25 protein-coding genes and 1 other RNA gene are annotated in these 26167 nt (G+C 53.8%); 20 read left to right on the top strand and 6 right to left on the bottom strand.

Features of this window, described 5'->3' with window-relative positions; genetic code table 11:
* Positions 1 to 11 precede the first annotated feature (11 nt).
* The 3 genes from BUC04_RS07065 to BUC04_RS07050 all read left to right on the top strand — a co-directional run bounded on the left by BUC04_RS07065 (position 12) and on the right by BUC04_RS07050 (position 3158).
* Positions 12 to 1160 (top strand): conjugal transfer protein TraF, encoded by a 1149-nt coding sequence (locus BUC04_RS07065; RefSeq protein ID WP_067663534.1) that lies wholly within the window; start codon positions 12 to 14, stop codon positions 1158 to 1160.
* Complete coding sequence (locus tag BUC04_RS07060) at positions 1161 to 1973, top strand: DNA adenine methylase (protein WP_067663537.1); 813 nt, start codon at positions 1161 to 1163, stop codon at positions 1971 to 1973.
* Positions 1974 to 2702: 729 nt separating this feature from the next.
* Positions 2703 to 3158, top strand: a complete 456-nt coding sequence (locus BUC04_RS07050; RefSeq protein WP_067663543.1) for a hypothetical protein — start codon at positions 2703 to 2705, stop codon at positions 3156 to 3158.
* 119 nt (positions 3159 to 3277) lie between these two features.
* Here BUC04_RS07050 and BUC04_RS07045 read toward each other — a convergent pair whose 3' ends face one another.
* Both BUC04_RS07045 and BUC04_RS07040 read right to left on the bottom strand, forming a co-directional pair.
* Positions 3278 to 5833 (bottom strand): DotA/TraY family protein, encoded by a 2556-nt coding sequence (locus BUC04_RS07045; RefSeq protein ID WP_067663546.1) that lies wholly within the window; start codon positions 5831 to 5833, stop codon positions 3278 to 3280.
* Between the two features lie 153 nt (positions 5834 to 5986).
* Positions 5987 to 6817, bottom strand: coding sequence for a hypothetical protein (locus tag BUC04_RS07040; RefSeq protein WP_067663549.1), 831 nt, complete (start codon positions 6815 to 6817; stop codon positions 5987 to 5989).
* Positions 6818 to 6908: 91 nt separating this feature from the next.
* Between BUC04_RS07040 and BUC04_RS07035 the strand changes: the two genes are divergently transcribed.
* The 4 genes from BUC04_RS07035 to BUC04_RS07020 all read left to right on the top strand — a co-directional run bounded on the left by BUC04_RS07035 (position 6909) and on the right by BUC04_RS07020 (position 10853).
* Positions 6909 to 7394: an A1S_2505 family phage non-structural protein gene (locus BUC04_RS07035; protein WP_067663552.1), complete on the top strand. Its 486-nt coding sequence runs from the start codon at positions 6909 to 6911 to the stop codon at positions 7392 to 7394.
* 97 nt (positions 7395 to 7491) lie between these two features.
* On the top strand, positions 7492 to 7944 hold the full coding sequence (gene dut / locus BUC04_RS07030) for a dUTP diphosphatase (RefSeq protein ID WP_073325805.1): 453 nt from the start codon (positions 7492 to 7494) through the stop codon (positions 7942 to 7944).
* A 9-nt stretch (positions 7945 to 7953) separates the two neighbouring features.
* A complete protein-coding gene (locus tag BUC04_RS07025; RefSeq protein WP_067663558.1) occupies positions 7954 to 8319 on the top strand; it encodes a hypothetical protein in 366 nt (121 codons plus the stop codon).
* 68 nt (positions 8320 to 8387) lie between these two features.
* On the top strand, positions 8388 to 10853 hold the full coding sequence (locus BUC04_RS07020; protein ID WP_067663561.1) for a primase/helicase family protein: 2466 nt from the start codon (positions 8388 to 8390) through the stop codon (positions 10851 to 10853).
* A gap of 523 nt (positions 10854 to 11376) precedes the next feature.
* Here BUC04_RS07020 and ssrA read toward each other — a convergent pair.
* Positions 11377 to 11738: a transfer-messenger RNA gene (gene ssrA / locus BUC04_RS07015) on the bottom strand.
* 171 nt (positions 11739 to 11909) lie between these two features.
* Between ssrA and BUC04_RS07010 the strand changes: the two genes are divergently transcribed.
* From BUC04_RS07010 to BUC04_RS06990, 5 genes are all read left to right on the top strand, one after another.
* Positions 11910 to 13040, top strand: coding sequence for a hypothetical protein (locus BUC04_RS07010; protein WP_067663564.1), 1131 nt, complete (start codon positions 11910 to 11912; stop codon positions 13038 to 13040).
* Positions 13041 to 13126: 86 nt separating this feature from the next.
* On the top strand, positions 13127 to 13756 hold the full coding sequence (locus tag BUC04_RS07005; protein ID WP_067663567.1) for a thymidine kinase: 630 nt from the start codon (positions 13127 to 13129) through the stop codon (positions 13754 to 13756).
* A 185-nt stretch (positions 13757 to 13941) separates the two neighbouring features.
* Entirely contained in the window at positions 13942 to 15603 is a 1662-nt protein-coding gene (locus BUC04_RS07000; protein ID WP_067663570.1) for a hypothetical protein, read from the top strand.
* A 15-nt stretch (positions 15604 to 15618) separates the two neighbouring features.
* Entirely contained in the window at positions 15619 to 17415 is a 1797-nt protein-coding gene (locus BUC04_RS06995) for a S8 family serine peptidase (RefSeq protein ID WP_082766766.1), read from the top strand.
* Between the two features lie 88 nt (positions 17416 to 17503).
* Positions 17504 to 17911, top strand: coding sequence for a hypothetical protein (locus tag BUC04_RS06990; RefSeq protein ID WP_143165571.1), 408 nt, complete (start codon positions 17504 to 17506; stop codon positions 17909 to 17911).
* Here the strand turns inward: BUC04_RS06990 and BUC04_RS06985 are convergent.
* A complete protein-coding gene (locus BUC04_RS06985; protein ID WP_143165570.1) occupies positions 17898 to 18485 on the bottom strand; it encodes a class I SAM-dependent methyltransferase in 588 nt (195 codons plus the stop codon). The genes BUC04_RS06990 and BUC04_RS06985 overlap by 14 nt on opposite strands.
* Positions 18486 to 18635: 150 nt before the next feature.
* On the opposite strand from BUC04_RS06985, the gene BUC04_RS06980 reads away from it, so the two are divergent.
* The 6 genes from BUC04_RS06980 to BUC04_RS06955 all read left to right on the top strand — a co-directional run bounded on the left by BUC04_RS06980 (position 18636) and on the right by BUC04_RS06955 (position 22197).
* Entirely contained in the window at positions 18636 to 19148 is a 513-nt protein-coding gene (locus BUC04_RS06980) for a hypothetical protein (protein ID WP_067663581.1), read from the top strand.
* A 13-nt stretch (positions 19149 to 19161) separates the two neighbouring features.
* Complete coding sequence (locus BUC04_RS06975; protein ID WP_067663585.1) at positions 19162 to 19368, top strand: hypothetical protein; 207 nt, start codon at positions 19162 to 19164, stop codon at positions 19366 to 19368.
* A gap of 24 nt (positions 19369 to 19392) precedes the next feature.
* The gene (locus BUC04_RS06970; RefSeq protein ID WP_067663588.1) at positions 19393 to 19857 is read left to right on the top strand and encodes a hypothetical protein; all 465 of its coding nucleotides are present in this window, start codon (positions 19393 to 19395) and stop codon (positions 19855 to 19857) included.
* Between the two features lie 4 nt (positions 19858 to 19861).
* The gene (locus BUC04_RS06965; RefSeq protein ID WP_067663591.1) at positions 19862 to 20560 is read left to right on the top strand and encodes a hypothetical protein; all 699 of its coding nucleotides are present in this window, start codon (positions 19862 to 19864) and stop codon (positions 20558 to 20560) included.
* Positions 20561 to 20668: 108 nt separating this feature from the next.
* Complete coding sequence (locus BUC04_RS06960) at positions 20669 to 21283, top strand: hypothetical protein (RefSeq protein ID WP_143165568.1); 615 nt, start codon at positions 20669 to 20671, stop codon at positions 21281 to 21283.
* 11 nt (positions 21284 to 21294) lie between these two features.
* Positions 21295 to 22197, top strand: coding sequence for a hypothetical protein (locus BUC04_RS06955; protein ID WP_067663597.1), 903 nt, complete (start codon positions 21295 to 21297; stop codon positions 22195 to 22197).
* 231 nt (positions 22198 to 22428) lie between these two features.
* Here BUC04_RS06955 and BUC04_RS06950 read toward each other — a convergent pair whose 3' ends face one another.
* Together BUC04_RS06950 and BUC04_RS06945 are read right to left on the bottom strand one after the other, a co-directional pair.
* A complete protein-coding gene (locus BUC04_RS06950) occupies positions 22429 to 23523 on the bottom strand; it encodes a hypothetical protein (protein WP_067663600.1) in 1095 nt (364 codons plus the stop codon).
* A 26-nt stretch (positions 23524 to 23549) separates the two neighbouring features.
* Positions 23550 to 24623: a hypothetical protein gene (locus tag BUC04_RS06945; protein WP_143165567.1), complete on the bottom strand. Its 1074-nt coding sequence runs from the start codon at positions 24621 to 24623 to the stop codon at positions 23550 to 23552.
* A 262-nt stretch (positions 24624 to 24885) separates the two neighbouring features.
* Here BUC04_RS06945 and BUC04_RS06940 point away from each other — a divergent pair, with 262 nt between their 5' ends.
* Both BUC04_RS06940 and BUC04_RS06935 read left to right on the top strand, forming a co-directional pair.
* Positions 24886 to 25149 carry a hypothetical protein gene (locus BUC04_RS06940; RefSeq protein ID WP_067663606.1) on the top strand — a complete coding sequence of 88 codons (264 nt, stop codon included), beginning with the start codon at positions 24886 to 24888 and terminating at the stop codon, positions 25147 to 25149.
* A 14-nt stretch (positions 25150 to 25163) separates the two neighbouring features.
* The gene (locus tag BUC04_RS06935; RefSeq protein WP_073325719.1) at positions 25164 to 26114 is read left to right on the top strand and encodes a hypothetical protein; all 951 of its coding nucleotides are present in this window, start codon (positions 25164 to 25166) and stop codon (positions 26112 to 26114) included.
* Positions 26115 to 26167 lie beyond the last annotated feature (53 nt).

Raw genomic sequence — 26167 nt, 5'->3', positions numbered from 1 at the left:
AGTGGTTATTTATGAAGTACACAGTCCGGGTGGCCCTTGCTGCCGCCGTAGTCCTTAGTGCCAACGCCGGTGCCAGTGATTTGCTGGATGCCCGAACCGCCGCCATTGGCGGGGCCGGGGTCGCTGCGGGCAACCACCTCAGCGCCCCGATCCACAACCCAGCCCTTGTTGCGACCTATGGTGCAGAGGATGACTTTGCAATTGCCTTTCCTGCTTTCGCCCTGTCGTTGCAGGATGAAGCGGACCTATTGGATGGTATCGACACCTTCCAGGAGGCTCATGAGCAACTTAAAGCGGGCAATCCGGATCCCAACCTTCCCCAGGACTGGGCAGACAGCCTGATTGCCCTGGACGGGCAGAAAGCGAACCTCAAAGGTGCCGTAGGCCTGTTTGTGGCCCTGCCGAACAAATACCTGTCGTCCAACTTCTTTATGGCTGGCCAACTGAACGCCTACACCCGGGCCAGTGTCGACGAAAACGACATCACACAACTCGATCCTACCAACCCGGTGGTCAACTCCTACGGTGAAGTATTCGCCACCGCCAAGACCGACATTGGCATTGCCTTTGCCAAGGGCATCCAGCTGGCGGATCACCGTATTGCGTTCGGCTTCAGCCCCAAGTTCCAGCAACTGCACGCCTACAACTACCTGGTAACCATCGATAACTTCGACTCTAACAACTACAAGAACGACGAGAACTCGGTGGAAGATTCGTTCTTCAACTATGACCTCGGCATGATCTACGAGTACGGTGAGCACTGGCGCGTCGCCCTTGCGGGCAAAGACATGATCAGCCGTAATGTGATTAGTGCAGACCATGGCTTCGGTGGCTTCGAATACAAGGTTGAGCGTATGACCACCCTAGGTACCGCCTACGACCATGGTCGGGTGCTAATTACCGCAGATCTGGACCTTGAATCACGCAAGGACATCTTCGGTCAGGAGGAGAAATACCTACGTACCGGTGTAGAGTGGCAGGCCTTCCGCAAGGCCGCAATCCGTGCCGGCTATGCGCACGACCTCAAAGACACACATAAGGACCGGTTCACCCTGGGCCTCGGAATCAACATTCACGGCCCTGCATACCTCGATCTGGTTACCTCCTACGACCTGGACGAACGCTATGGCGCCGGAATCGTCATGTCCGCCTGGTTCTAAATGAGCGACAGACCTTTCCTAAAATGGCCCGGTGGCAAGTCCCGCCTGGGCCATTTCCTTTTACCCCATATTGATTCTGGCCAAGGCCTGGTAGAGCCCTTCGTTGGGTCTGCTTCAGCCTACCTCGCATCCGGGTACGATAAGGCCCTGCTGGCGGACGCCAATCCGGACCTGATCGCTGTCTACAGTCATCTTAAGGCGGACCCTGGGGCCTTTGTCTCAGATCTCGAACGCCTGTTCACCACAAAGAACAACACTGAGTCTGCGTATTACGGATTGCGGGATCGGTTTAATAGGTGCCGAGACAGCCGGAAGAGGGCCCTGCTGTTTGTCTACCTGAACCGGCATGGCTACCGGGGGCTGATCCGATATAACCAGTCTGGCGGCTTCAACGTGCCATACGGGCACTATCGAAAGCCGGCGCTGCCAACCGAACGACTGCTTAAAGCGGCCCAGAGGCTGGAGCAGTGCGCCATCCTCTGCCAAAGCTACCAGGACACGATGAGGCTGGCCAAGCCAGGGGATGTGATTTACTGCGACCCTCCGTACTCGCCTTTACCCGGTCGTAACTCGTTCACGGAGTATAGTACCGGCGGTTTCCAACATTCGGACCACCTGGAATTGGCCAGACTGGCCCTTGAAGCATCTCAGACAGGGATCAAGGTGGTGATCTCTAACCACGATACCGAATCGACCCGTGCCCTTTACCAGGCAGCAGACCACGTTGAGCAATTCGACGTGGCCCGGGCCATCGGCTCACACCACGCTGAGAAATCCGTTCGTGAGTTACTCGCCATTTACTTGCCGAAGTAGCCCAACCGATACCTAAGTTTTGCCCTTCGAGTCCTACAATAATTATGTTGATTAGGGGAGGGCATATGTTTGCCAGCAAATTAGTCTTAGCTTGCTTGATGCTATTTACAGCCTGGCAGGTGGTCCAACTATTCGCGTTCTTAGCCTATGGCTGCGTAAGAAGCTTGATTGATGTGATCACAGGGTCTGTCTTTTGCAATCCAATTTGGTGGTTTACCGACGTGCTCCTACTTTGCATTGCCCTTTGGATCTGGAGTTGCTTGGCCTATCTGATCCCCAACCATAACGACTCGACGGCAGCGCCAAGGGAAGATCCACAAACGCGGGCGCGCAGGCCAACCACTGAGTGGTACAAGCATTTCTAATACTGCGCCATGTTAATGCGCTGATTTTGCCTAGAAAACCGAGTTCGTGGCCGATTGCGTCCTCGTGTCGCCTCCTGAAATCACTACTGGATAGGACCGCCGTCACAGTGAGATCCTGTTGCAACTATTACGGAAAGAGTAGTTCCACATTGTCCCACCTGGTTGACTCGATCCTGTTCGCTTGCTTGTAAGAGATCTCCTACAAGCCAATGGCTCATTTCTCTCACGTGGATTGTGTGGATTCTGCCACCTGTCTTGAATTGACCATCTCTAAAGCCGGTGTATGATTGGCCCTGTTAAATCAGTTCGAGAGACGGATTCTCCGGCTGGTTAGCGTTGTCCCCTACGAAGAAGAAGACACGACATGATGTTAACTGCGAACATACTTCACGGATTGAAGGCCCAGTCGCACTTGATCGACGAAACACTTTCCGTCATCTCAGAGCCCGGGCACCGTTGCCAGTTAGAGGCCGCGAAGACCCAATTAGAGCAACTGGACTGCGACAAACCCGACACCACGGCTCTAAAGCAATTACATGCCACCTCAGCCATCGTGTACCAGGCACAAGATCATTTCACCGGCAGCCAAACCGGAACTGATCTGGCCCGGTTCGCTGATGAGCTGGTTATGGTTGAGCAACTGGAGTGCTCACTGACCTCCCCCCTGAACCGGAAGCCCACGGACGCGATGATCGCTGCCATGCAATCCCCAGGCATTGCTAACAACCCCTGGGCCGAGGACATGCTCAACAGCTACGCGATAGGACTCCTCTCTGAGCAGGACGCTCTAAAGTTCTTGAGCTCGCTGCAGGCTGCATAAGAAAGGGTCGGAAGCATCCCTTCCGACCCAATTAACGTTGCCTAGTGCCTATGGCGATGAATAGTCACCTAGCTAAGCGCTCACAGTCCATTCAATCCCGCTACTCGCACTAAGCAGAACTATTTCTTGCTGTCGCCTCCACTACCAGCATCTGAGGTTTCACCTAAATTCTGCCCCTGTTGATTCGGTGCCTCGGTAGATACAACGGAGGTGTCACCGTTCTCTTTGACGCCTTTGGAAACGGAGTCCTTTTCCTGAGCACCTTTTTGGTCGCCGCCACCTGCTTTGCCCTTACCCCCCTGAGGGCCTGTTGGAGAGTTCTTCGGGCCGCCACCGTTACCGTCACCCCCACCTGCGCGACGCTCGGACCTCTCCATTACGGCCTTGGCACCGGCCTGAGTACCACCAGACGCTTGAGCCGCAGTAGACTCGGCCATACCCTTATCCTCAGCGCCGAATGAGCCGATACCAGCAGACATCCAATTGAGCACGTTATCACCCAACTCACTTATAACAGCAATGCTCCGCTTTACCACCGCAATTACGAGCAGTGCATAGAGCAAACAGATAAACACTGCACCGATGACACCAGGCTTAACCGACGTCATGTACTCCGCCATTATCGTATTAACTACACTGAGCGCTATGAAAGAAATCGAGATTGAAGCAACTAGCCCAATAACTAACAAGGTAGGCCTTAGGAATATACCGGCAATTAGGGCAATAACTTGCTCCATCCTTGTGCCCAAAATACCTTCACCCTCAGGAGTAAGTATCTTAGTAACGGCAAGAGGTACAGCTGCCATTGCCTCGATGGTTACAATTAGGTATCGAATTAAGGCGAATATCCATACCAAAATTGGCATGATTGGTACAAGCAAGGCCAAAGTGAATGCGTTCATGGCCATGAGCACCATCAGTGCGAACATTTTAGCTTTGAAGAATTTAAAAAATCCAATAATAGCAGACAGAAGGAATGATGATGCTCCGGTAGACTCACCTGCCGTAACAAAACTTTCAGAAAAAATAACTGCACCTTGCATAAGCGTCAACACAGAAAGAGCTGCATCACCCATCCTGGTAGCGGTGACAAAGGGATCAGTTAATGCCGGTGGATTGTATCCGTCATTTAGATTAAAGCCGAGCTGCAGATACTCTCCGTTCACCAGCGCGTCGAGCAACGTTGCATTGATGTAGAGAGCCAACGGCCCAGAGGGATCACTTTCCCCGTCACCAAAAGACACAATGCTAGGAGTAGCGGTGCCACTAGAGCTCTGAGATTTGCCCGCCTCCTGGTGGACCACCTTAGCGGTTGCATATCGCTGGAACACATTTAGCTTTTCATCACAGTTAGACCTTGTCCAAAACTTCAACCTATCCCAGCCCTCTGGCTCAGAGACACAGCTTTGCCCATATGTTGGAGAAGCCCCATTACCCAAAGCATCATTGAGTTTCGCCGAAGGCGCGCCATGGAATTTCGGGATCTCGAAGTACATCAAACCTAAGCTAGCAAAACCCATTTTGGAATTGCGATCAATCCAGTCATCTACATCCAGATTGTCGCGGTACTCCCTTGAAGCATTCGCAATCAAGTTATCCCTAAAATTATCTATCGCAGTCAGGTACGCTGCCGTAATTAAGGCGCTGTCATTTACCAAAGAGGCATCTACGTCCGGGTCTTGAATTCTACTGTAGTTGCCAATATCCCCAAGCCCCCTGACCATGCGACCATTGACTGACAGACTTTGTGATGTTGGCGCCACCATTGCTTGAGCAATAGGAAATAACTCAGCATATGCCATTAGATATGCATTAATGATCGGGGCATCCATTTTATTCAATGCAATGGATAAAGGCGAGCTGCCCTCGGTATCAACTTCATCGCCTTTGCGAGAAGGAAAAACCATCTCGCCACAACTACCACCAACAAACTCAATGCTTTCAATCTCTGGAGTTGAAGATTGAACAGCTGATGTAAACCCATTAGCACTAAGCTGAGGCTTCAACTCACCGTAGACACCATTACGCCGAATTTTGAACAGCATGTCAGGCCTGCTGCTGATGCCGTGCTGATCCCGATACGCGATTGTGCACCCCAACTGGGCGAGCATGGTTTGCGCTTCCTGAGACAATTTGTATTGATTGACAACGATCGACGCCTCAGAGGGCCTAAATATCGACTCCATCACCCTGACGTGGAGAATATCTGCCGCATTTGACGCGGCCAAGATGAGCCCCATCATCAATGCTTGGCAGACCGAGAACACGTTAGCCATGCCTGGCGCCGGTATCAGGAGGGATACGCCGACACCGTATCGAAGAGGGAGCCATACCGTTGAGTAGGCTTTACCCAGCACCTCACCTTCCGAAGCAGTGCGCATGATCCCCGAGATCACCACATAAAGTGAGATCACAATGGCCAAAGCCATTGCCATGACGTTCATGAACCCGACAACCTCGGATATCAACGTGACGTTGCCTCCAGGCTCACAGATGACCTGGCCATAAAGGTCATACAGCCATTTTTGGAACAGCGTCATATCACCCGTGCAGATGTCGAACACATCTGAGATGGACTGAGTGAGTTCAGCCTCAGTGGTGGGAGTGGCCGCAGTGGCGGCGGCGGTGAACACGGATAGGCACATGGCCCCGAGCCACTTAATCGCTTTTGTCATTATTATTGTCAGCTCAGGCTATGGCTTTCTATTAATTATACGTGCTTGTTAGGTGTGTCTGTTGCAAGAAGGCCACCCGGAGGCGGCCTTAAGTGGTTTTGGGCAGTCGTGCTGAGCCCCAAAAAGTTATTCCATCATGCTGGAACGCTGCTTTTACTGGAGCCCCAACCCTGAAGAAGGGCGGGCCTGCTTCAGTCCCACAGCACACTGTTGCTTGAGCATGGCAAGTTCATCAGGCGGAAATATTGCCTCTTCCTCGGCATGTTTGAGCGTGACACTCAACAAGCGTTTATTGTCGGCGTACTCAACCAGGTCCTGAAGAAGGTTGCGCTTTTCTTCGGCCATCGATCTCATGAGTTTGTGCCCCTCCAGGCGGAACGTAATGTGGTCCAGCTTGGGCTCATACAAACCGTGAATCGCTGCAAGAAGCTCAGGTGAGATACCCCTCAGTTCACCGGCACGGTGACACTGCTCCAACTCATCAACCATCGCTGGTGTGTAATTGCAGTCCAACCCATTGAGATGGTTGTGCACCACCAGAGTGACCGGATCCTCGTTGACCTCACCCCACTCCAGGACCACCGCCTGAACCTCTGACAACACCTGATCATCACGGCTCTCAAACTCTTCCCTTGCTAAGCCCAAAGCGGAGGCTCGAGTGGCACTGCCTTTGAAAGCAGGGAGGCCGGGTTCAGTACCGATCTGCTTTGCGACCACTTTGCTGTCGCACCTCAACGGCCACATGCCATCCAAAGCGTCAAGGCGCCGGTCATCTCCAAACACAAAGTAGGCCTGATCACCCCGACTGGGGTCATAGTCAATGTCCAGAATGGTTTGACGGGTGCCTGCCACTCCAGTAATGGCTTCACTGGTAAGATGATGCTTTGAACCGCTGAAATTGATCATCGCTTCGTACTGCTCGATACACTCGGTGGCCCTTTCGATGACGCCCTGGTAGTGTTTTAGCAATTCTTGAATAGGCATGGTGTCCCCAAGTGCAATTGTGCCTGGTGTTTATTCCAGTATATCCGGGCTAATTGGCGGCCCCGTCAAACCGGCCCGAAGGAGGCAGTAGATGGGCAAGATCAGGTATTGGTCTGGTGACAAGATTGGCCGACCGACAAACCTTCACGAGAACTGCATTATTTATGCCGGTAGTAACGCGGAGGGCAGACACGGTTTTGGCATGGCAAAAATCGCGCGGGACCATTGGGGTGCCGTTTACGGCCAGAGCAGGGGACCGAGTGGCCGAAGCTACCTGGTGATGTGCAAAAATTTAACCCCGGGCTTCACTGACGCGGAGGGCCGACACTACCCCAAAGCCGGCTATCGTAGCGTGAGCAAGGAAGAGATTGTCGAACAACTGGTCGAGTTTTATGACTACGCCCGGACCCACCCTGAGCTGTACTTTATTGTGCCCTATCGCGAACAGCGCAACCTCAATGGCTACAGCCTTGATGAGATCCTACGGATGTTCGCTGATGCCGGCCCCATCCCGGACAACATAGTGTTCCATCGCGCGACTCGACCGATACTTAAACGACTTGGAGCCAGGCCTTAGCACTATGCAAAACAGGCCTCCAATTACGCTATGCCTCGACGCGAGGGCAAACTCTAGTTATTATCAATGGGTTACCTGAACAAGGAGTTCAATGATTATGGAAATGATCGTCTCAAACCCGGACACTTACGCCAAGACAGGCGGGCGCCCGGTCTACGCCACACCTCGCTCTGCAGGCCTGGATCTTCGTGCAAATATCGATGAGCCGGTAGTGATCCCCCCTGGCGAAAACCGACTGATCCCCACCGGCGTCCGCATTGACCCTCGCCGCAACGATGTCGCCGGCGAGTTGATGTCGCGCAGTGGCCACGGCCGCAAAAAACAACTGCGCCTGGCCAACTCCGTCGGGCTCATCGACTCGGACTACCAGGGCGACATTGGCGCCGTGCTGCACAACGACAGCAAAAAGCCGGTCACCATTGAACCCAAAGAGCGCATCGCTCAGCTGGTCATCGTGCCGATCCTGCAGCCCAACTTCAAACTGGTTTCCGAGTTCAGTGACGAAACCGAGCGGGGCGAAGGTGGCTTTGGCCATACCGGCACACAGTAGGCGACCAGAATGAGCATACAGATAGCGTTTAGCCACCTAGGTTTTGTCCGTGTTGGCGCTGAAGATTGCGAGGCCAAATCCGTGGTTATCTCATGTGAGAATGAGCAGGTGCTGACGGATATCCAGGCGACGGTAGAGCACCACCAGGACCACCTGAGAAGCTATCCAGCTCCGCCATCCCATCCGTTGGCCAAGCTGGAAACGGTTTCCTCTTCGGTGTTCCGAAACCCGGAATCGGAGGCGATCATCGGACTGCAGATCGTGGTGCCTGGCCACGCAGTGGCGCTTAGCCACCCAGAGGACAGCAAGATCCCAGAGTGGAAACTCGATGTGCCCGCCGGCGAACCCGTGAACCTTTTCCTCCTGCACTACTGAGTCCCGGTCTCAATGGTGCTGATTTTCTAACTGGTATAATTAATTTATGCAGCCAGAGAATCAGTACCATGTCCCTACGTTTTACTCTTCGTGAGAACAGCAGCGGCAAAATGGCCCGCCTAGAATCCCCCGACCAAGATGGCTGGGAGATCTTACGCAATCACCTTACCGGCGCGGAACCTAGTGAGAAACTGGCAAACGCCACTGGCTTTAGAATCGGCCAGTACGCTAAGGGGGGCAAAGGGCAAATCCATGCAGTGGGCATGGTTACGTTGGTGGTTAAATCGATCAACGACCGAGCTGCAGCCAAACTGGCCAACACCGATTACATTTTCTGGAAGATCCCCAACACCAGCCTTACCCAAATTCTCTTGCCGTTAAGCCGTGACGTCCCAGGCGAGGCACTAGACGGGTTTATGAAGAACCTCTGCGGTGCCCTGAATTACCAGTTCACCGAAAAAAGGGTAAAGCAGTTCTCCAGGGACATTTCGTTTGCTACCGAGAACGAAGCTTTTCAGCATCACGTCGGCAACCCACTGGATCCAACCAAAGTGCTGCCAGGCGTCGCACGCGTGTCGTATAAAAAACTCGCAAAACACCTATCAAAAGGTCAGGCCAGGACCGAGATCTTAAAACTCATGGTCGAACGCGGCGTTATACAGGTGATGGACGATCTTGGTGCCGATCCTCAGCTTATTGAGAGCATGAGGAACGAAAATCAGCACGTAGTGCCACCCAACAACTACGGTAAGCTCGATTTTAATCCTGGAGGCCAATTGGCAGCCAAGAAGTGTTTTCGCTTCTTCACACGGCAAAAGGCGTCACCTCTGGATGTTGCAATCGCCCTCCGGGATGACAAGGGCTTTCTGTCCAACAGCCCGATGTTTATGTGCAACCAAGGTGGCCAGAAGTCGTGGGGGCTAGCCCAGGTAATCATTGAGCTGATCCGCGACGACCCTAAAAGTAAACTGATCAGGATGATAGGTGAAGATGCTTGCATCGAGGAGCAGCCAACTGACCAGTCAAACTTTCGCCACGACAAAGAGCGGGAAGAACAACGCAAGGCTCAGCAACAGCGGGCAAGAGAGCATGCGCAAGCGAGGAATAAAGCCCGGCAAGAGGCCGAGGATTACTTCAAGCCTTGCGAGCGTGATCACCAGATGGTCCTGAATTACCTGTCTTCGCGATGGGGATTCAACCCCGGCCGACTCCCCCCAACGCTACTGTGGCATCCCGGGAAGGAGTATTACCACGATGGCCAAGTGCTAGGGTCTTACCCTGCAATGTCGGCCTGGATGGTACGATATGACAGCACTAAAGATCAGTTCTATCCAGTTGGAGGCCACCGAACCTTCCTTAACCCTAATGGCACTAAAGCGACATATACCTTCCAGGGTATTGAACGCAAACTGCCCGTTGGGAAAAAACAAATAACGAGTTTCGAGGAGTCGGATGGTGCCTTTACCCCCCTCAGTAGCCTGGGCGCCATTAAAGCCGCCGGCGTTTTAGCGGTCGCTGAAGGTATCGAGTCGGTAGGACCCGCATTGTACATGCTTAAAATCCCATCCATCAGCATGGTTAACGCGGGCAGACTTCAAGACCTTGAGCCCCGGCACCTTCCGCCTGAGGTTCAACACATCCATGTGTTCGCCGATCTGGATGCCTCTGGCACAGGCCTTCGTGCCGCCATGACCTTGCAGCACCGGATGCAGAATGCTGGGATCCAATGCGACATCCACCTCCCCCAATACAAGCAGTTCCCCCTCATCTTTCTCCCAGATGAGAGTAAGCCTGGCATCACTTTTGATGACTGTCACCGCGTGGCCGAGAAGTATGCAGAACAGGGCTGGAAGTGCTTCTTTATCCCCCCGCAGGGGCATAAGCCACAGGAGTCAGAGCGTGAACGACTTTGGCGCGTGATTTGTGATGGCATGTTTGCACTGCAGGGGTCAGAGGAAAGGGTCGGTGAGTTTATCCCTGCCGGCGACATCCACCGCCTCGAAGAAGGGTTACTCTTCGGCACTGACAAAGTAGGGCAGGATCGCCTGACCCTGGCATGGTCTGAAGAGGTCGACGCAAGAATGAAAGAGGCCTTCTCTGAGGAAATCCTAGATGCCATTAAGTTGCCTGAGACCAATACACCGTGGACCGACCCCAAGAAAATCCATGAGCTAAAGAAGGCACGAGATGCGAACGAACGTTGGGTTGACCTTGTCGTCGCCATGTCAGATGCATTCAGCAAACTGGAAAGCATGGGACCTCGTAGCCCGGCATCAGAGGGACCGCTACTCGAAGAGTGGCACCAGATGGATAACCTAATCCTACGGCCCAAGCGTGACCCCAAACTGCCAAAAGAGCAGGTCCCATATTCGGATCCCCGACTTGGCTTCGGCGAGTTGGACGACGAGGGCTACCCATTTAATATGGGTCACGACTTCTGTGACGCCGTTAAAGAACGCGGTCCCGCCGGATTACCCGACATTAAGATCCGTCGCTTAGAGCAACCGGCACCACCCCTGGACAGGTCTGCATAAAGGCTCATAAACACCAAACGCCCCTCGGGGCGTTTTTAGTGCAACAACTATGGTTTCAGCGAAACGTCACGGCTTAGCTTTACCAACTGGATCGTACGCAAGTATCTGCTCAGTGCTAACAATCAGTGCACCCCGGGGGATATCTCCGGGACCTGGGTCAAAAGTGATACTGGGTACTTCGGAGGGTGACTCGGCCGGGCTGAGAATTAACCTTCCGACGGTGCACTTCTCTGTGGGCGGCAAGACACCTTGGCGGACCGACTGCCAAAACGCTCCCTGGCCAGTGTCCCCATAACTTGCATTGAACTTCATGTGCAGGTGCTGGGCCAACTCCTGCACCCTGGCAGTACCCAGCCCACTAACGGGGATGATCAGAGGAGGAACCAATACAGGATCTGTTTCTGCAGGAACGACCGGGTGAGGTGGCATCAATATTTGCGGTTTCTTCTGGGTGATACTGACATTGATCAGCACGAGTCCGGCTCTTCTGGGAAGATAACCCAAAGAGCCCGACGATTCGAATTGGTGGAGGTGCCGGGAGTTGAACCCGGGTCCAGAATACCTACGCCATCGGCACTACATGCTTAGTCGCTCATTTAGTTAACCCATTCTGACGCCGAGCAACAGGCTTCGTCAGGGCGAGTCCGATTGGTTTTAACGCTTTCCCTACGGACGAAGGGTCCACGCGATCCTGCAGGGTTTGACTGCCTTGATCCTTGGCCAGCAGGCGGGGCCTTGGAGGCAGGTAGCTCATCGCTGTTTAGGCGACAGCTACGTACAGATCGTCGTTGGCGTCTGTAAAGTTTGCGGTTTTTTTACGTGGCCTACCGCACCACGGCATGCACCTCAGGGTTCGTATATCCTGTCGAATCCTAAATCACCCCCGGTCCTTTAATATTAACAGCCAGATGATCATGGTCAATCACTTTCCTGCAAACTTCCACATGCACCCATTCCACCGTGTGCACAACGGTACCAAGATTATGGATGGTAACTCTGGCCTTTCCTGGCGCAATGCGGTAATATATTTATGTATATCCATGTGAGGGTTTGTTGATGAGCTTTCCGCCTAACCCGTTCGGGGCCTGGACCAGTTTTGCCGGCATTGGCTCGCGGGACATCGATGCCGAGATCAGCCAGTGCCTTATCCGCTTCACTGCGGCCCTGGCACTGCAGGGTGTGGCTGGACACTCCGGTGCGGCGCCGGGTACTGATACGTCAGCAGAGATCGGGTTTATCCTGGGGCACATGCTGGCCAGACGTCACACCGCCCTAGACTCCACGCAGGTTGGGGAGATGACACCGCACCTGCCCTGGGCCAACTTTAACGGGGCTGGCAGCAACCCCAACAGCCGGGTATACCAGCCCGCGGCCACAGCCATTGCCGAGCAGTTCCACCCCAATTGGGCGGGCTTGAGTGCCAGTGCCCGACACTTGATGGCCCGCAATAGCCACCAGATCTTACCGGATTTGAAACACCCGGTGTCCGCGGTACTAGCCTACACAGCGGATGGCTGCCAGGACGGCTCGGCCACGACCTCCCGTACCGGTGGCACCGGCCAGGCCCTGCGGCTGGCAGATCACCACCACGTGCCGATCTTTAATGCCGGCAATCCCGACACCCTGGCCATGATGGATGCCTACCTGGAACAGGTACAATCCTGGTGCGCAGGGCAGGGCATCGACTTCAATGCCGAAATTGAGCACGGCATGCAACGACTGGTACCCAGCGGTTGGCGGCGACACCAGGAAGGATTGACCATGGCCCTGCTTGATGGCCTGCAAAACCCCTTGCTGCTGCTGGCCACCGATCGCAAAGGCACGATCGAGTCGGGCGTAATGGAACGGGTCCTAGCCGGGGGTGTTACCAACAAGGTCGTGTTGGAACCCGTGTCCAGATCCAAGCGGGGCGATGTACTGCCCGGGCATCTTCATCTGGATGGGCGCGTAGTTGATGTGGCTGCAATCTGCTGCCTTAACGACAAACCCAAGGCGGGCCAGTCCTTGCGATTTCAACACCAGGGACTGTATGACGGGCTGAAGACTCTGCGCAACCGAACAGTCGGCCGGCAACTTATCGCGCCGCTTCCTGGCTGTGCTGATGGCAACGCCTGCCCAGCAACGGTGACGCGGATGCTGAGCGCTGGATTACCCCGTAGCAAGGGTGTCCGCCTGGACCTGCATTGATTACCCCCGACTTCATCCCTGAACCAGTCAAAGCGGTATAATTAATTGATAGCAAAACTCTGACCGGGACACTCAGGGGGTAATCCTTGGCCCAACTCTACTTCCATTATTCGGCAATGAATGCCGGTAAGTCGACCTCGCTACTGCAGTCGGCACACAACTACAAAGAACGCGGCATGTTCCCCATGCTGATGACCGCAGAATTCCACAGCCGCGGCAGTGAGGGGGTCATCGAATCCAAGATCGGCATCGACAGCGAAGCACTGATCTTCAACGCCGACACCGACATTCGGGCCACCCTGGAGAGCCAACTGGCGGATGGCGGCGTCGACTGCATTCTCATTGATGAAGCCCAGTTCCTGACCAAGACCCAGGTGGAGCAGTTGACCTACATCGTCGACAAGATTGAGATCCCGGTGATGTGTTTCGGGCTCAGGACTGACTACCGGGGTGAACTGTTCGAGGGGGCCAAATACCTACTGGCCTGGGCGGACAAGCTGGTGGAGCTGAAGACGGTGTGTTTTTGCGGACGCAAAGCCACCATGGTGATCCGCTACAACGAAGACGGTAGCCACCCGATCACCCAGGGTGACGATGCCGTTCTGGTGGATGGGCCGACCAAGTATGAATCCGTGTGCCGAAAGCACTACCACGAATTCATCAACAAGACTAAATCAGATCAGGCCGCCGATCACAGCGCCGGCAGTAATCGCTAATACAGCGATCGGGAACACAGGATGTTGTCGAAAAAAGGCCATGGTTTTGGCTCCTGCAATAGAAAAACGGTCACTTTTCAGCCTCATCATAGGGCATGGGACCGACATCAGTAAAGCACATTGGCCGCCGATGGCGGCCATCTTGCGAAAACCGGCTGCCAAAGGCCAGCATACCGGAGACAAGTATGATCGACATGGCTAAACCCGCTCTACTACTGGCCTTTATCACGGCACTGACCGCGTGTGGTGGCTCTTCAGGAAGTGACGATCCCAAGCCAACCACCGGCGACAACAACCGAGCCCCAACCCTGACCCTATCCACTACAGAGATTGACCTACCCACCGGTGGCGAGGCCTCATTCTCCTACGAGGCCAGCGATCCCGACGGTGATCCCATCACTGTCACCCTCAAGAGCTCAGACCCCCGGGTGCAGGCCAGTGCCGCTGAAGGGGTGATCACCTTGCAGAGTGAAAAAGGTGCAGAACAGCACAGCGGCACCATCACAGTAACGGTCTCGGACGGCGACCTGTCGACATCTGCAGAGGCTCAGTACACGCTGTGGGATTACCTGGCGTTCAGCCTGGAGTTGACCGAAGAAGCCCAAGATCAGAACTGGCTAATCCAACCTGGTGCCTCGATCAGCGTCCCCCTGGCTTTCCAACCCGGTACAGTCGACCCAGCGGATCTCTCCTTAAGCGTAATCATGGCCCGCTCAGTCGATACCGAGACCCCGGTCCAGAGCAGCATCGGCGTTGACCTAACCAAGGGCACGATGGAAGTGCAGGCCCCATTTGGCGAACCGGATAGTTATCTGGTCACCCTGACCGCAGACGATGGCGTCACCGAGCGTGTTCTGCACTGGTCGTTCCAACTAGCCAATAACAGCCTGCTGCCGATCCCCGACCTGGCGCGCATTGAGTACATCCCCGCCAACGGTAGCCGAACCCTGGCCATCACCAGTGACAACTCGGCGTACCCCGAAACCTTCCGCCTGCAGAGCCAGAGCAGCATCTCCATCACCTCAGGTGATCCCAACCTTCTGGACATCAGCATCAGCGCGGACGGCAAGAGCTTCACCGTAACGGCACTCCCCGGGGCCGAGAACAAGCATTTCACTTACTGGCCGGTTACCACCGACGCCTCCGGTGTGGAGGCCTCAGCCGAATACTACTTCTATGTGACCGCGGAGACCGGGCCACTGGAACAGGCACTGATCCAGGACATCAACGACACCCGGGCTTACATCCAGGCCTCGAGTGAGCTGGAATACCTCGGCCTGTTCTTACTGGACCTGCAGTCCGTAGCCGGCCACCTGACCCCGGGACAGCACCAACTGGAGCGAGATCGGATCTATGACCGCAGGCACAGCCTGCATCGCAGCCTGATGGCGGAGATTAACTGCATGGAAGATGCAGCAGTCTACGGCTTGGTGCGACAGCACAGCGGGTCTACGGCGATCTGTAGCTTCGGTGAACGCAACCTGGAGGATGCCGGCACCGGCGACACCTCCGGCAACCACTATGCCGATCCCCAGAACCAGGCAGCCGCCCTCGAGCGCCTCGAGACCATCCGCTACCTAGCGTCCGAAATCATGGTGCTCGACAGTGGCTACACCCTGGAAGAGCACGTTAATGCCCTGGTCGACCAAACCAAGACGCTGTACCCAGCACTTCAGGTTGGCCACGTCAGCTGGGTCCCGCTGCAGGAGTACAGTCCTGGTCGCTATAGCCGCCTGGTCGGGAACAACGACTACGGCACCTACATCGATGGCAGCTGGGTATTCGACCCCGGCTATCGCGACCTTCGCATTGCCACGGCCAAGGCCAATGGCTCCATTCACTACTAAAGGGACTTTTTCACGATGAAGGCAATGCTCACGATTCTCACCCTGGCAATGACCTTTCAGGTCAGCGCCGACAGCCTGATTGTCATGGCTCCCGAAGCGGATATGGCCAGCAAGCTGGAACAGATCAACCAAAACGAACAGATCACGTTGGAGTACGACCGTGACCTGGGATTGGACCGGATCCGGATCACGGTTGTGCAAGGGGACCGGGCTTCCGCGTCGGCCGCCCTGGAGCAACAAGGTTTTTCTCACGTCGAGACGGATCAGTTTCTGCCCACACCCGAACGTCGTGCGGTCCCGGTAGAGGCCAGGGCAGGGCAACTGCAATCGCGCGCCCTGGATCTGAACCAGTTCAATGACCCCCTGTTTGTCAGCCAGACCTTTCTCGATGACTCCGGCCGCAGCAATCGTGGCGCTTCCGGGATCATGGCACTGCGCAGTTCCCTAACCGGGTCCGAGGGCAAAGTTCGAATTGCGGTTCTTGACTCAGGGTCGCTGCCGCATAAGGACGTGCAGTGGTCCAACGATGCGGCCAACATGGTGGCTTTTGGCAGCTACTGCAGCTTGATGAGCCCCAACGGCGGTGACGAGACCTGTGCCAGCAACTACATCAGCACGCGTCAGCGCAGTAATGACGCCACAGACAAGCAATGGCTTGGGCCGGACCGAAACGGCAACTACGCCATCGCCATCGATGGGCACGGCCTGGCAGTGGCGTCTCATATTGGCGCCACCACCAACAACGGCCGGGGCCTGGTGGGGATCGTGCCCCATAACCAGGTGGAGCTTGTCCCAGTAAGGGTACTGAGCTACCACGGCGGTCTGTCGTCTGATCTGGCTGACGGGATCCTGTGGGCGATCGGTGAATACCCTCACAGTGACATCTCACCAATCAGCGAGCCTGTCGACATCATCAACATGAGCCTGGCGGGCAATGTGGGCTTCAGTTGCGCCGAAGACAGCTACCTTTATGCGGCCATGGAGAAAGCCCGTGAGAAGGGCGTTCTGTTGGTCGCCGCTGCGGGTAATGACTCCAACGACGCCGCTCTCTACTCCCCCGGGCACTGCCCCGACGTGATTAACGTTGCCAGCGTGACCGAAACAGGCATGCTCTCTTGGTTCAGTAACTATGGGGAAGCGATTGAGTTTGGCGTGACCGGGGAGAACATCGCTGGGGCGTACCTCAACACCGGGATCTACGATGGCACCTCTGAATTCCGCTCCTACTGCCCTGACGACGGGGCGGACTGCTATGCCAACTTCTCCGGGACCAGCATGGCGTCACCTGTGACTGCAGGGATCCTTGCGCTGTTGATGCTCAATCACCCGGACGAGAACCCCTATAGCCTGGTGGGCGCCGCTATCGCTACCGCCAAGGGCACCACGGGCCAGGAAGATGGCGAACTCACGACGGCGGCCAAGATGGGGATCGGCCACGGCATCATCGACGCCCAGGCCACCATGGCGTATCTGGATGAGGGAACCCTCCCACCTGTCACCGCAGAGTACCGGTACCCGAGCGTGTCATCTCCAGTGGATCTGCTGGCGCTCGAGGTGGTCGGCCAGTACGTTGCCGATCCCTGCAATATGGTGAGCGTCAGGGCAGGGCACCTGGATCAGGCGGTGCCGTCCGTTCGTTACCAGGGCGTGACCCACCATGCCGACGGCTCCCAGTCCAATTTCAGTACCTCCAACCCTGACATCGGGGTCAACCGTAGCCTGGTGGCCTCCATGGAGGTCTCAGTCTGCAATGGCACAGAATGCGGCGAAAACCAACCTGTCCCACTCCCCCCAGCCCGGACCTGTAGCTAACTCCCCCCCTTCAACCCCTGCTTAATGCAGGGGTCTTTACTTCAAGTCGCCCTTTAAATATACTAATGTATATTAAGTGGGAGGGCGTATGTCATTTGAGCCAAAGGAAGGCCGTCAACTAGAGTCAGGTATGCGGGTCCGCACCTACGTGAACCTCAACCGGCCAGGATACATCTCGATCATGCTGGACGAAGGGCCGGACAAAGGGAAAATTGCCGGCTATGCACGCTGCGTAAAACTCGATGACATCACCTTCCAGGTGAGTGCCAAGGGACAGGAGCGGGTACGACGGCAACGGCGCAAGGCAGTTCACGCCTTTGCCAAAGGCACCTACCAGGGCAGCCTAGATTCTCTGCCCGCCGAACCCTTCACCGAGGCCACCTATTGCCCCTACAGCAACCAGCACTTCGTGATCCGCGGCACCCAGAATGAGCCCCAAAGCAACGGGCCCGGCTATGTGGCCGGAAAGTCGGTGTGGCTAACTAGGCCGGTTTGATGGCGATGAAGTTCATCCAGGTTACGGGCTCCAGGTTGTCCTGCCGAGCGCCGGTATACCAAAACTCCGACAACCCTAAGCCCGCAGAGGCGATGGCCTCCTTGGCTTCCTCAGGGCTGTAGCGCTCCTCGATGGTACCGCGGGTGGGCCGGCAACCCTCACCCACCTTCAACGACAGGTAGAATCGCCCTCCTGGCACCAGGCCAGTCGATAAGTGCTTCATGGTATCGACGAGCTCTGCCCTGGGCACGTGAAGTAGTGAAGCCATGGCCCACACTGCGTCGTAACGCTTCTGTTGCGCCGGGAACTCCATGAAGCTGCAAACATGCACCGTCTGGCCACTGTGGTGACAGGCGATCTTGGCCAGCTCAACCGACTTATCAAATCCCATCACCTTGAAGCCGAGTTGGGTGAACAACTTCATGTCACGACCGGCACCGCAGCCGGCATCCAGGATGGTGGCCTCGGGCTTCAGCGCGGGCAAGAACCTCTGATAGACGTGGTCCAGGTTGGCCCCCATCGACGCATCAGCGTACTCCCGGGCGCAGGATTCATAGTAGTTAACCGTCGACACATCACGTACCTAATTTTGGCGTTCAACCACGCATTAATAACAACCTTCGAGCCAGTTCGCAATACAACCTTTTTTCACTCACATCTCATTGACACCTCGCAACAATTCGTTAGGATGCAAGGCGTTGAGGCCCTGAGCCATGGAGTGATGATGGATCCCGAATCAGTAAAGAATTTCTACCGTAGTAGTGATGAGTGGTTGCGCGAGATGCTGGCGAAGTGCGAGCAGTCGCACCTGGCCGCGATGTCCGACCCCAGCCATTCCCCGGCATTCACCCAGGACATTATGCGGCTTTACAGAGTCCTGATCGGCAGTACCGTAGAGCTTGCCTCGAAAACTCTGCCACCCGGTATCTCTCAGGCGCACGAGATGCACCTGCGATTGGCTCTTGAGGAGCTGTCAGTAGCCCTTAGCAATATCGACCACCTTGGCGCGTGTCGACTAACTGTCTCATACACCAGCAAACCCAGCCAGGAGGATATGGCTGCAGTTGATCAGTTCCTTGAGGACATCCACAACGATCTCAAACTCGGCACACCTAACGACGAACTGGTCGAGAAGTGGACCCAACTGATCAACACCCGCCTGCAAATCCATGGCGATAATCGCGCGATCCTCACCGTCCGCGGGCCCAATAACACGAACAACTCCACCGTAAACTGAAAGGATTCAGACAATGAATAATATTGCCCATCTGCAGGTCGATGCCGATCAGACCATCACCCTGATCCAGGCCGAGATGGCCGGCCAGCAGGAAAAGGTCGTGGCCAACACCCTGTCCGATGCCAACTACGCCATCAACAGCAGGGCAGGGCAGAGCTACGTTCTGGTGGTACCAGAGCGCCTGCGCCTGGACCTGGTCGACATCCGTAACGCGGCTTAACCCCGAAGGCCAGGGATGCGCCTTTTGTGCCGTTGCGGGCAGCCGCTGTCGGTCGACCTGCAGGGCCCCGCCTTGCAGTGGCCGGCAGATGACCAAGCGTTTAGCTACGATGCGCGGATCGAACTGCCGAGAAACCGGATCACCCTGCGTGGCAAGCCGGCAGAGTACGCCATCCACCCCGTGGACTATGTGGTGGACTTCGACCCCGCTGAGGGCTTCCGGCCCAAGGTCGACGGATGTTGTGGCTACCAGCGGGTACCGCTGTTCTGTCCCAGGTGTGGAAGCCATGTTGGCTACGGCCATTTCGACTGCACGGATGTACGCAGGCTGGCACTGAAACCGAATATGACGCGCCGTGGCTACCTCAGTCACCGTCGGGTCCAGCGACTCGGCAATGCGGGGGCCATGGCGTCAGTACGAAAACGAGAATTTGAGGGCATCGGAATGGAGCCCTCACCATCAAGGTCTAAAGACCAAATCAAGGAGTGACGTAATGTCCAAAAAGATGTTCCTGATGAGCCTGAGCTTGATCGCCGGCGCCGCTGTAGCCAACCCTGCCCAAGCTGAGCAGGCGATGAGCTTCACGAACCAGCAGTTCGTAAACACCGACTCCAACGTGTCCGTGGTTTACGCCGGCGATGCGGCCATCTCTGGTGCCTACGAGATCGTTGATGGCGTGTCCATCGGTGCCAGCTACATGGACATAGCAGAAGGCTACATCGGCATCGGTGCCAAGTGGCGCTTCCACGAGACCCAAAGCTCTGGCCTGTTCAGCGGTAAGCCAGGCGCCTTCGCTATTGCGTTTGACTACGTGACCGGCGATCTGGGCTTTGATATCGATGAAGAGGCAATGGGTATTGCTTTGCTGTCCACGTCTTTCGTCAATGATAGCTTCAGCTACTCCACCAAGATTGGTTGGGAAACCAATGAAGTGTCAGGCCACGGCATGTCTATCTCTGACGACCGCTTTGCGTTCGGTATCGGCGGCCACTTCCAGCTGGAAGGCTTCTACGCGGATCTGACCTTCGATTACGCCATCGGTGACTACGTTGACTTCATCATCCTGACCCCCACGGTTGGCAAGGTATACGGCGACTTCGATTTCTCCGCCGGCCTGACCTGGGTGAAGCTGGCTGGTGACGCCGACGACAGCGACAGCGAGTTCGTGATCAAAGCACGCTACAACTTCTGATGATCCTGCCCCGGGACCCGGGGCGGTATCACAGGCAGTTTGCCGTCCGAACGGGCCAGGCTGGTATGATCTACTTATGGATCTCCACAAGCCCGTTCGGACTTTTTTATGCCCATTAATAATGAACGCTCTTTGCGGTTAGCCGCGGTGAACCGCGACAACTGCCCAGCCAACAGTGGGGAAATTGGCATCCTGATCCCGCTCCAGGGAAACGGCAACATCCTGTTCCGCAACGGCGTAGAAGGCCCAGGTGGTAAAGCCAGGTCTCTGCCCATCTTCAGCATCTGCCAAGGTGTCCCTGTGCTGGCCACCCTGGAGAAGCACTTAAAAGATCTACACAAGGCCGACGCCGAACTGTATACCAACATTGAAGTGGCATCCGGCAGGACACCCAAGTCCCTCAAGATCTTCGTGGGATGGAACACAACACACCAGATCAGGCAAAGCGATAAGCGCAGCTCGGTCCCGTTCTATGATGTATTCACTGCGCTCAACTCAGGCCGGATCAGCGATCTCTATACCCAGATAGCCCTGGGCCACTTCTTCAACAACTTCGGCCACCTCCCCAAATTCCACTTGATCGACAAAAGCTCCGCGTTCTTGCATGGCGTGGCCATGCCCATGGCCGATAAGGCATCTAACCCCTACCGTCACCGGGACCCCATCAACGCCAACGAGTGGGACGAAGGGAAGGCTATCGCTAACGAATATCTTCTCAACTAAGGAATTACACAATGGATTTCAAAAAAGCTCACGACTCTCTGATAAAGACCTTAGCCGAGGCAATTACAGCTAGCGCTGAACTTCAAGAACATCAAAATGAAATCAAGAAGGCTGAGAGCAAAAGGCAAGATTTACAACATTTAATTCCGAAAATCGCTGTCGCTTCTTGGCATGATGATGCAGACATAAAAGATGCAGAACGGAAACTGAAATTATCCCTTCGCAAAACAGATATTCTGGTAGAGGCTTTAAGAAAGGCCAGTGACAAAATAGAACTGAATTTTGATAAAAAGGTGAATAGGTACATCGACAATCGAACTGCCCTTTCTGAAAAAGGGGTAGGTTTAATTGATACCTCTATGTCAATTCCCAATCTTTTTTCTGCTGACATCAATAAAGTTAAGGAAATCGTCTCGGAAATTAAAGAATCAACAAACTTCCAAATTCATGTTGTTGAAACCAACAATTCAGCGTCAGAAATTGTAGTGTTAGGTTGCGTAAAAGGTATGCAGGCCGTTAGCGGTGCCATTCAATCATCCGTTGAGAACGGCGAGATAAAGCAGCGTCCCAGCACCATATTCACGCATTGGCTTCCTAAATTCACTAAAGCCGAAAAGGATTTGGACCCTGCCACTCTGTCACCGGACAATCTTCCTTACTCGCTGAATCGTGTGGATATTAGCAAAGCGGAATTTGCCCAGGCTGTCAATGTCAGCATGGATACCTTGGGCTCCATTAATTTCTGCAGCCCCGCGATGGGCAAGCAAGAGATCCGGGAGATAATTCGCTTTTCGCCTCGCCTTACTACTGGTAGCGAGATTGGCATTAACGGGGTAAAGTTACGCGATAAAAGTATCGTTGAAAATGCAAAGTCATTTTTTACTAAGGAACCTGGTCTAACCCCGTCGCAATAGCTATGTGGGATATGCTAGCGAGCAATGGCCTTAATCTATCGCTAACAAACCACAAAAGACATCCGCGTCCTTTGTGGTTTGTAAAGTAGAGATTTGGAAGTAACCGACCTCCTTTAAAACTTTTCAAGGTCGATGCCGTACTCCTTTGCAGTGGCACGCTAGAACATATAACACCCCAGATAGCACTAGATGAATGTCTATTGCTCTTCCTGTTGAGCAACATGATCCGGCTTACAAACCGTAGCGCGCTTTAGTTTCTTCCACAGATTTTTTGAGGTTTAGCAAGTCAACTGAGAAAACAATGCTCCAATCACCGCCGTAATTAATAGTCCCTACTTGGTACTTGTTGTCGATAGAGAAGACTACACCGAAGCCAAAATCATCCGCGCTAGCCCTATCGTTATAGCTTGCTACTAAAGATGCGCCGCATGGCTTTCCCATGCACCATTTAGTTCCCTCCCAGTAATTAACACCCAAGACCTCGAACCCCACGGAAGCCCCCAGCTGCTCTCCGTCTTCCGCACTACCGAGATTCTCTATCCATACACTCGGGCGCATCAGTATCAGTTGTGTCCTCGGGGCCCTATTCTCTTTGTCTCTTTCGGACCCTTTGTATATCCAGTGATAATTGGCTAACGTCTCCCAAGGCCACTCGCCACGCGAATGCTCGATGTACCTCTCCCACTCTTTTCTTTTCTGAGCATGATGTTGCTCTTGTAGTAATTTCTGCTTTTCCCTAAGGGGGGATAAAGCAAGATTTAGCATGTCTGATGAATAACGCACAAACGCATAACAGTCCACCTGGCACGCATACATGCCTGTGCCCTCTCCTGCCCTATACACGACCGTTAACGTCGTACCGGGACCGAGGTTAGCATCATCTCCATCACCTGATACATCTGACGTTACGTCTGTTATTTGAACTTCGACTTCACTATCCTGGAGCTTAAATTCACCACGGTCTCCAACCCTTAAAGCCTCACCGTCCACCAAAATAGACGGCAAAATGGCCTGCTGCAAATCATTCCCCATAATCAAATCTACAGTGAAACTATCTTTAACCCAATTAGCAGAGTATACTGCTATTGAGTTCAACTCCACCACCAATTGGCTGACATCGATAGAATCGCCGTTGACGATCATAGACTCAAGATCTGAACACAGATTGAACGAATCCCGCCGGATCTGAAAGTTAAGGGGTACTTGTGGCTCATTTTTCATGAATGTCGATTCACAAAATCCTGCATTAATCAACTTGTCTTGGTTCGCGTCAACCCTGAGGGGGACCAACACAACAACCAAAGCTATAAAATAGACCAGTTTCATGTTTGCTCCAGATATCTGTGTTGATTTTATTTCATTAACTTTTCTACGGTAGGCGCAGAACTCAGAAGCTTTGCCAACTCCACAATGGCCTCTTTTGGGTTAGTCACCCCACTGAACTGAATTGGCCAATTATCGTCACTTTGTCCCAGTGAGTCTTGCAGTTCAGACACCAGGTCGGTCAGTTCAATGTTATTTACATTAAAAGTCGAATTGTAGTATTCATTAAATGCAGCCGTTGTTTTGGCCTCATCTAATGAAAGTCGGCCGTCGAATATGCATCTTAGTAGTGGGATCGTACATCTCGGGTTTCTTAAGTAATGTCCGATATCATGCGTTATAACAAACTTCCCATCCTCAAACCCCTCGAGGCTTTCAAGCGTAATATCTAAATGCCCCTGTGTGCTGATTAGGCCACGCCATCCCTGCGGTGCAACAAATGGTCTTATCATTGAGATAGGGTCGAACTTGTGCTTTACGGTGATCAGAGCTTTTGTGACACCATCAGCATCAAAAAATGATAGCGGTTTAAGCCGATCTAACTCCCCGCTATGCTCGCTCACGAAACCACCCACGTCTGATAATAATGTGATTGAACCATAGGCACCTTCAGTCTGGAATTGCCGGTATTCATCACTAGACATCAATTCAAACGCATCCCTAATAACTGCAGTCCCCAGAGAAAACGCCACAAGGTGCATGTTAGATCTGCTGGTTTGCTGGGTTCTCAAAATCCTTGCTAATTGCTCAAGAACGCTTTCGTTAATCAAGCCACGGAAGTGTGTTTTATAGAGCAGGGTGTCTAACATATGCGTGTACAGAAAGCCGTCGTTGTTTGCTGCATTGTTCGTGACATTAGTCAATGTATTGACGAGGTCTCCGATACGATTCGTTTTAATTCCTGTTACCCCACCTTTGCTCAACTTGTTAGAGAAATCACTTGCCGACTTTTTCCACATGTCTCTAATTTGCTCGAAATGGACGTTGTAGTTAACAGAGTGGAATTTGAGTGTAATGTCCCGCATGGGCCCAAAGTGTTTTGCAATACGCTCCAACGCCAACTTGGCGGTCTTTTCCAACTCTGAGGTGTTGGGCTCACCCATCCCATGGATTATTACGATATGCTTCGTGATAGTGCTCGGCATTTCTTTACCCCCTATTCGAATTTAGCTGTTACTAGCTTTGCACCCGAATACGTAAGGCACTGAATTTGGTGTGAATCGGTGGACATTCAGTGAATTCTACTTATAAGTTACTGTATACGTCCGCAAGGCTACGAATCACTACCCTGAGTTACCATGTCACACCCTGCTCCTTGGTAAAATTGAATCATCAGCTACTACCAGGTGAGGCAATGATCAACCTATGGAACTCTTACTCGACGGCAGCAAGATCACGCTGTTCCCCTTTCGCCACCCGAAGAGCAATGTGATTCTTCTAGCCGAGGCAAAGGCTCCCTTTGAACGCATGGGCTATGAGGGGCTGTCGGTGAAGCACTTCATCGACACGCTTTACTGCGGAGGGGTCGTAGTCCAGCTGGGTAACAACCTGTACCTGGACTGCGAGGTAGCGATGCAACCGTCCTACGAACTCATCCTCACCATTCCGGCATTGAGCCATGTTGCATAATTAATGGGACAATCATGAAACCACATACCCACGGCATCCTCGAGTCGTCCGAGTCTCTAGCCAAGCTCTCGAAATCTATCTCAAAGAATGACCAGGCCCTAGAAGCCGCTAAAGAGTGTATGTTCTCACTCGGCGATCATCTCTCAGAACACCGGTCGGCCCACACCAAAGATGCGATCACCAATTTGAATAGCACGATTGGCGGACTTGCCCAAGACATCGAGCGCCGCCAGGCTATAGGCAAAGAGCTGGAAAAGAAGATCGAATTCGCCGTTAGAAAGTATGTTCAAGAGGTCACCGACTACGTCAAAGCAGGCGGTAAGGGATTCTACGATGTAGTGGTTCTGCTTGTTGGTTATGGGAATAACGCCCTCCAACACGAAAGGGACAATCAATTCCTATTGGACAGGTTGTCGATCTCCAACCCCTCCACCAAGGTCATCTTCGACCAAGCAACCGCTGTTGTACCCATGGCAGGATATAGCGATTTTAAGCTTGTCCTTACTGACCAAACTGGGCTTAAGAGCATTGAAAAGGTCATCGCAGAGCATCCGGCAATCCCGCTACCCTGGGCCTTCACCCGCTATGTAGACCAGCGAGAACTCTACCATGGCGCGGACACCAACAAAATGAGCTCAATGGCAGAGCAATGTGTTGCGGAAATGAACCGGAAAGGGCGTGGCTACAAAGAAGAAGAATTGGGCTTCCTTGGGCAGTTGGCCAGCATTCCGAAACACCGAAATGGCATCACCGGCAAACACACCTATAGCACAGAGTGCGCGCTAGCATGCCTTCATTTGGCCACTAGCGACTTTACAAAAAAAACGAAGGTAGATAAGCACTTCGGAGGCCCTCGCAGTGACTATACCTGTTCGACAGTCTATAGGGGCAACGCTCACCGTTCGTCACCTCACGTTGACTTTAGACTGGACTCCTACGATGTTCAAGTAGAGTACAAACCGTAACGTATTTAAAAGTGTGAAAAACATTGTTAAGCTCCGTCCATGTAGGTTCATGG

It is taken from the genome of Ferrimonas marina (assembly GCF_900129905.1).
Taxonomy (GTDB): Bacteria; Pseudomonadota; Gammaproteobacteria; order Enterobacterales; family Shewanellaceae; genus Ferrimonas; species Ferrimonas marina.
Note: the sequence above shows the minus strand (reverse complement) of the source record. Positions and strands in the feature narration are given on the sequence as shown.

Excerpts from the sequence above, each read along its gene's own strand:
- BUC04_RS06960 (WP_143165568.1), top strand. The coding sequence starts at position 20,669 with ATGCCCATTAATAATGAACGCTCTTTGCGGTTAGCCGCGGTGAACCGC.
- BUC04_RS07050 (WP_067663543.1), top strand. The coding sequence starts at position 2,703 with ATGATGTTAACTGCGAACATACTTCACGGATTGAAGGCCCAGTCGCAC.
- BUC04_RS07020 (WP_067663561.1), top strand. The coding sequence starts at position 8,388 with ATGTCCCTACGTTTTACTCTTCGTGAGAACAGCAGCGGCAAAATGGCC.
- BUC04_RS07025 (WP_067663558.1), top strand. The coding sequence starts at position 7,954 with ATGAGCATACAGATAGCGTTTAGCCACCTAGGTTTTGTCCGTGTTGGC.
- BUC04_RS07035 (WP_067663552.1), top strand. The coding sequence starts at position 6,909 with ATGGGCAAGATCAGGTATTGGTCTGGTGACAAGATTGGCCGACCGACA.
- BUC04_RS07060 (WP_067663537.1), top strand. The coding sequence starts at position 1,161 with ATGAGCGACAGACCTTTCCTAAAATGGCCCGGTGGCAAGTCCCGCCTG.
- BUC04_RS06975 (WP_067663585.1), top strand. The coding sequence starts at position 19,162 with ATGAATAATATTGCCCATCTGCAGGTCGATGCCGATCAGACCATCACC.
- BUC04_RS06955 (WP_067663597.1), top strand. The coding sequence starts at position 21,295 with ATGGATTTCAAAAAAGCTCACGACTCTCTGATAAAGACCTTAGCCGAG.
- BUC04_RS06950 (WP_067663600.1), bottom strand. The coding sequence starts at position 23,523 with ATGAAACTGGTCTATTTTATAGCTTTGGTTGTTGTGTTGGTCCCCCTC.
- BUC04_RS06995 (WP_082766766.1), top strand. The coding sequence starts at position 15,619 with ATGAAGGCAATGCTCACGATTCTCACCCTGGCAATGACCTTTCAGGTC.
- BUC04_RS06990 (WP_143165571.1), top strand. The coding sequence starts at position 17,504 with ATGTCATTTGAGCCAAAGGAAGGCCGTCAACTAGAGTCAGGTATGCGG.
- BUC04_RS07040 (WP_067663549.1), bottom strand. The coding sequence starts at position 6,817 with ATGCCTATTCAAGAATTGCTAAAACACTACCAGGGCGTCATCGAAAGG.
- dut (WP_073325805.1), top strand. The coding sequence starts at position 7,492 with ATGGAAATGATCGTCTCAAACCCGGACACTTACGCCAAGACAGGCGGG.
- BUC04_RS07010 (WP_067663564.1), top strand. The coding sequence starts at position 11,910 with ATGAGCTTTCCGCCTAACCCGTTCGGGGCCTGGACCAGTTTTGCCGGC.
- BUC04_RS06940 (WP_067663606.1), top strand. The coding sequence starts at position 24,886 with ATGGAACTCTTACTCGACGGCAGCAAGATCACGCTGTTCCCCTTTCGC.
- BUC04_RS07000 (WP_067663570.1), top strand. The coding sequence starts at position 13,942 with ATGATCGACATGGCTAAACCCGCTCTACTACTGGCCTTTATCACGGCA.
- BUC04_RS06980 (WP_067663581.1), top strand. The coding sequence starts at position 18,636 with ATGGATCCCGAATCAGTAAAGAATTTCTACCGTAGTAGTGATGAGTGG.
- BUC04_RS07045 (WP_067663546.1), bottom strand. The coding sequence starts at position 5,833 with ATGACAAAAGCGATTAAGTGGCTCGGGGCCATGTGCCTATCCGTGTTC.
- BUC04_RS06935 (WP_073325719.1), top strand. The coding sequence starts at position 25,164 with ATGAAACCACATACCCACGGCATCCTCGAGTCGTCCGAGTCTCTAGCC.
- BUC04_RS06945 (WP_143165567.1), bottom strand. The coding sequence starts at position 24,623 with ATGGGTGAGCCCAACACCTCAGAGTTGGAAAAGACCGCCAAGTTGGCG.
- BUC04_RS07065 (WP_067663534.1), top strand. The coding sequence starts at position 12 with ATGAAGTACACAGTCCGGGTGGCCCTTGCTGCCGCCGTAGTCCTTAGT.
- BUC04_RS06965 (WP_067663591.1), top strand. The coding sequence starts at position 19,862 with ATGTCCAAAAAGATGTTCCTGATGAGCCTGAGCTTGATCGCCGGCGCC.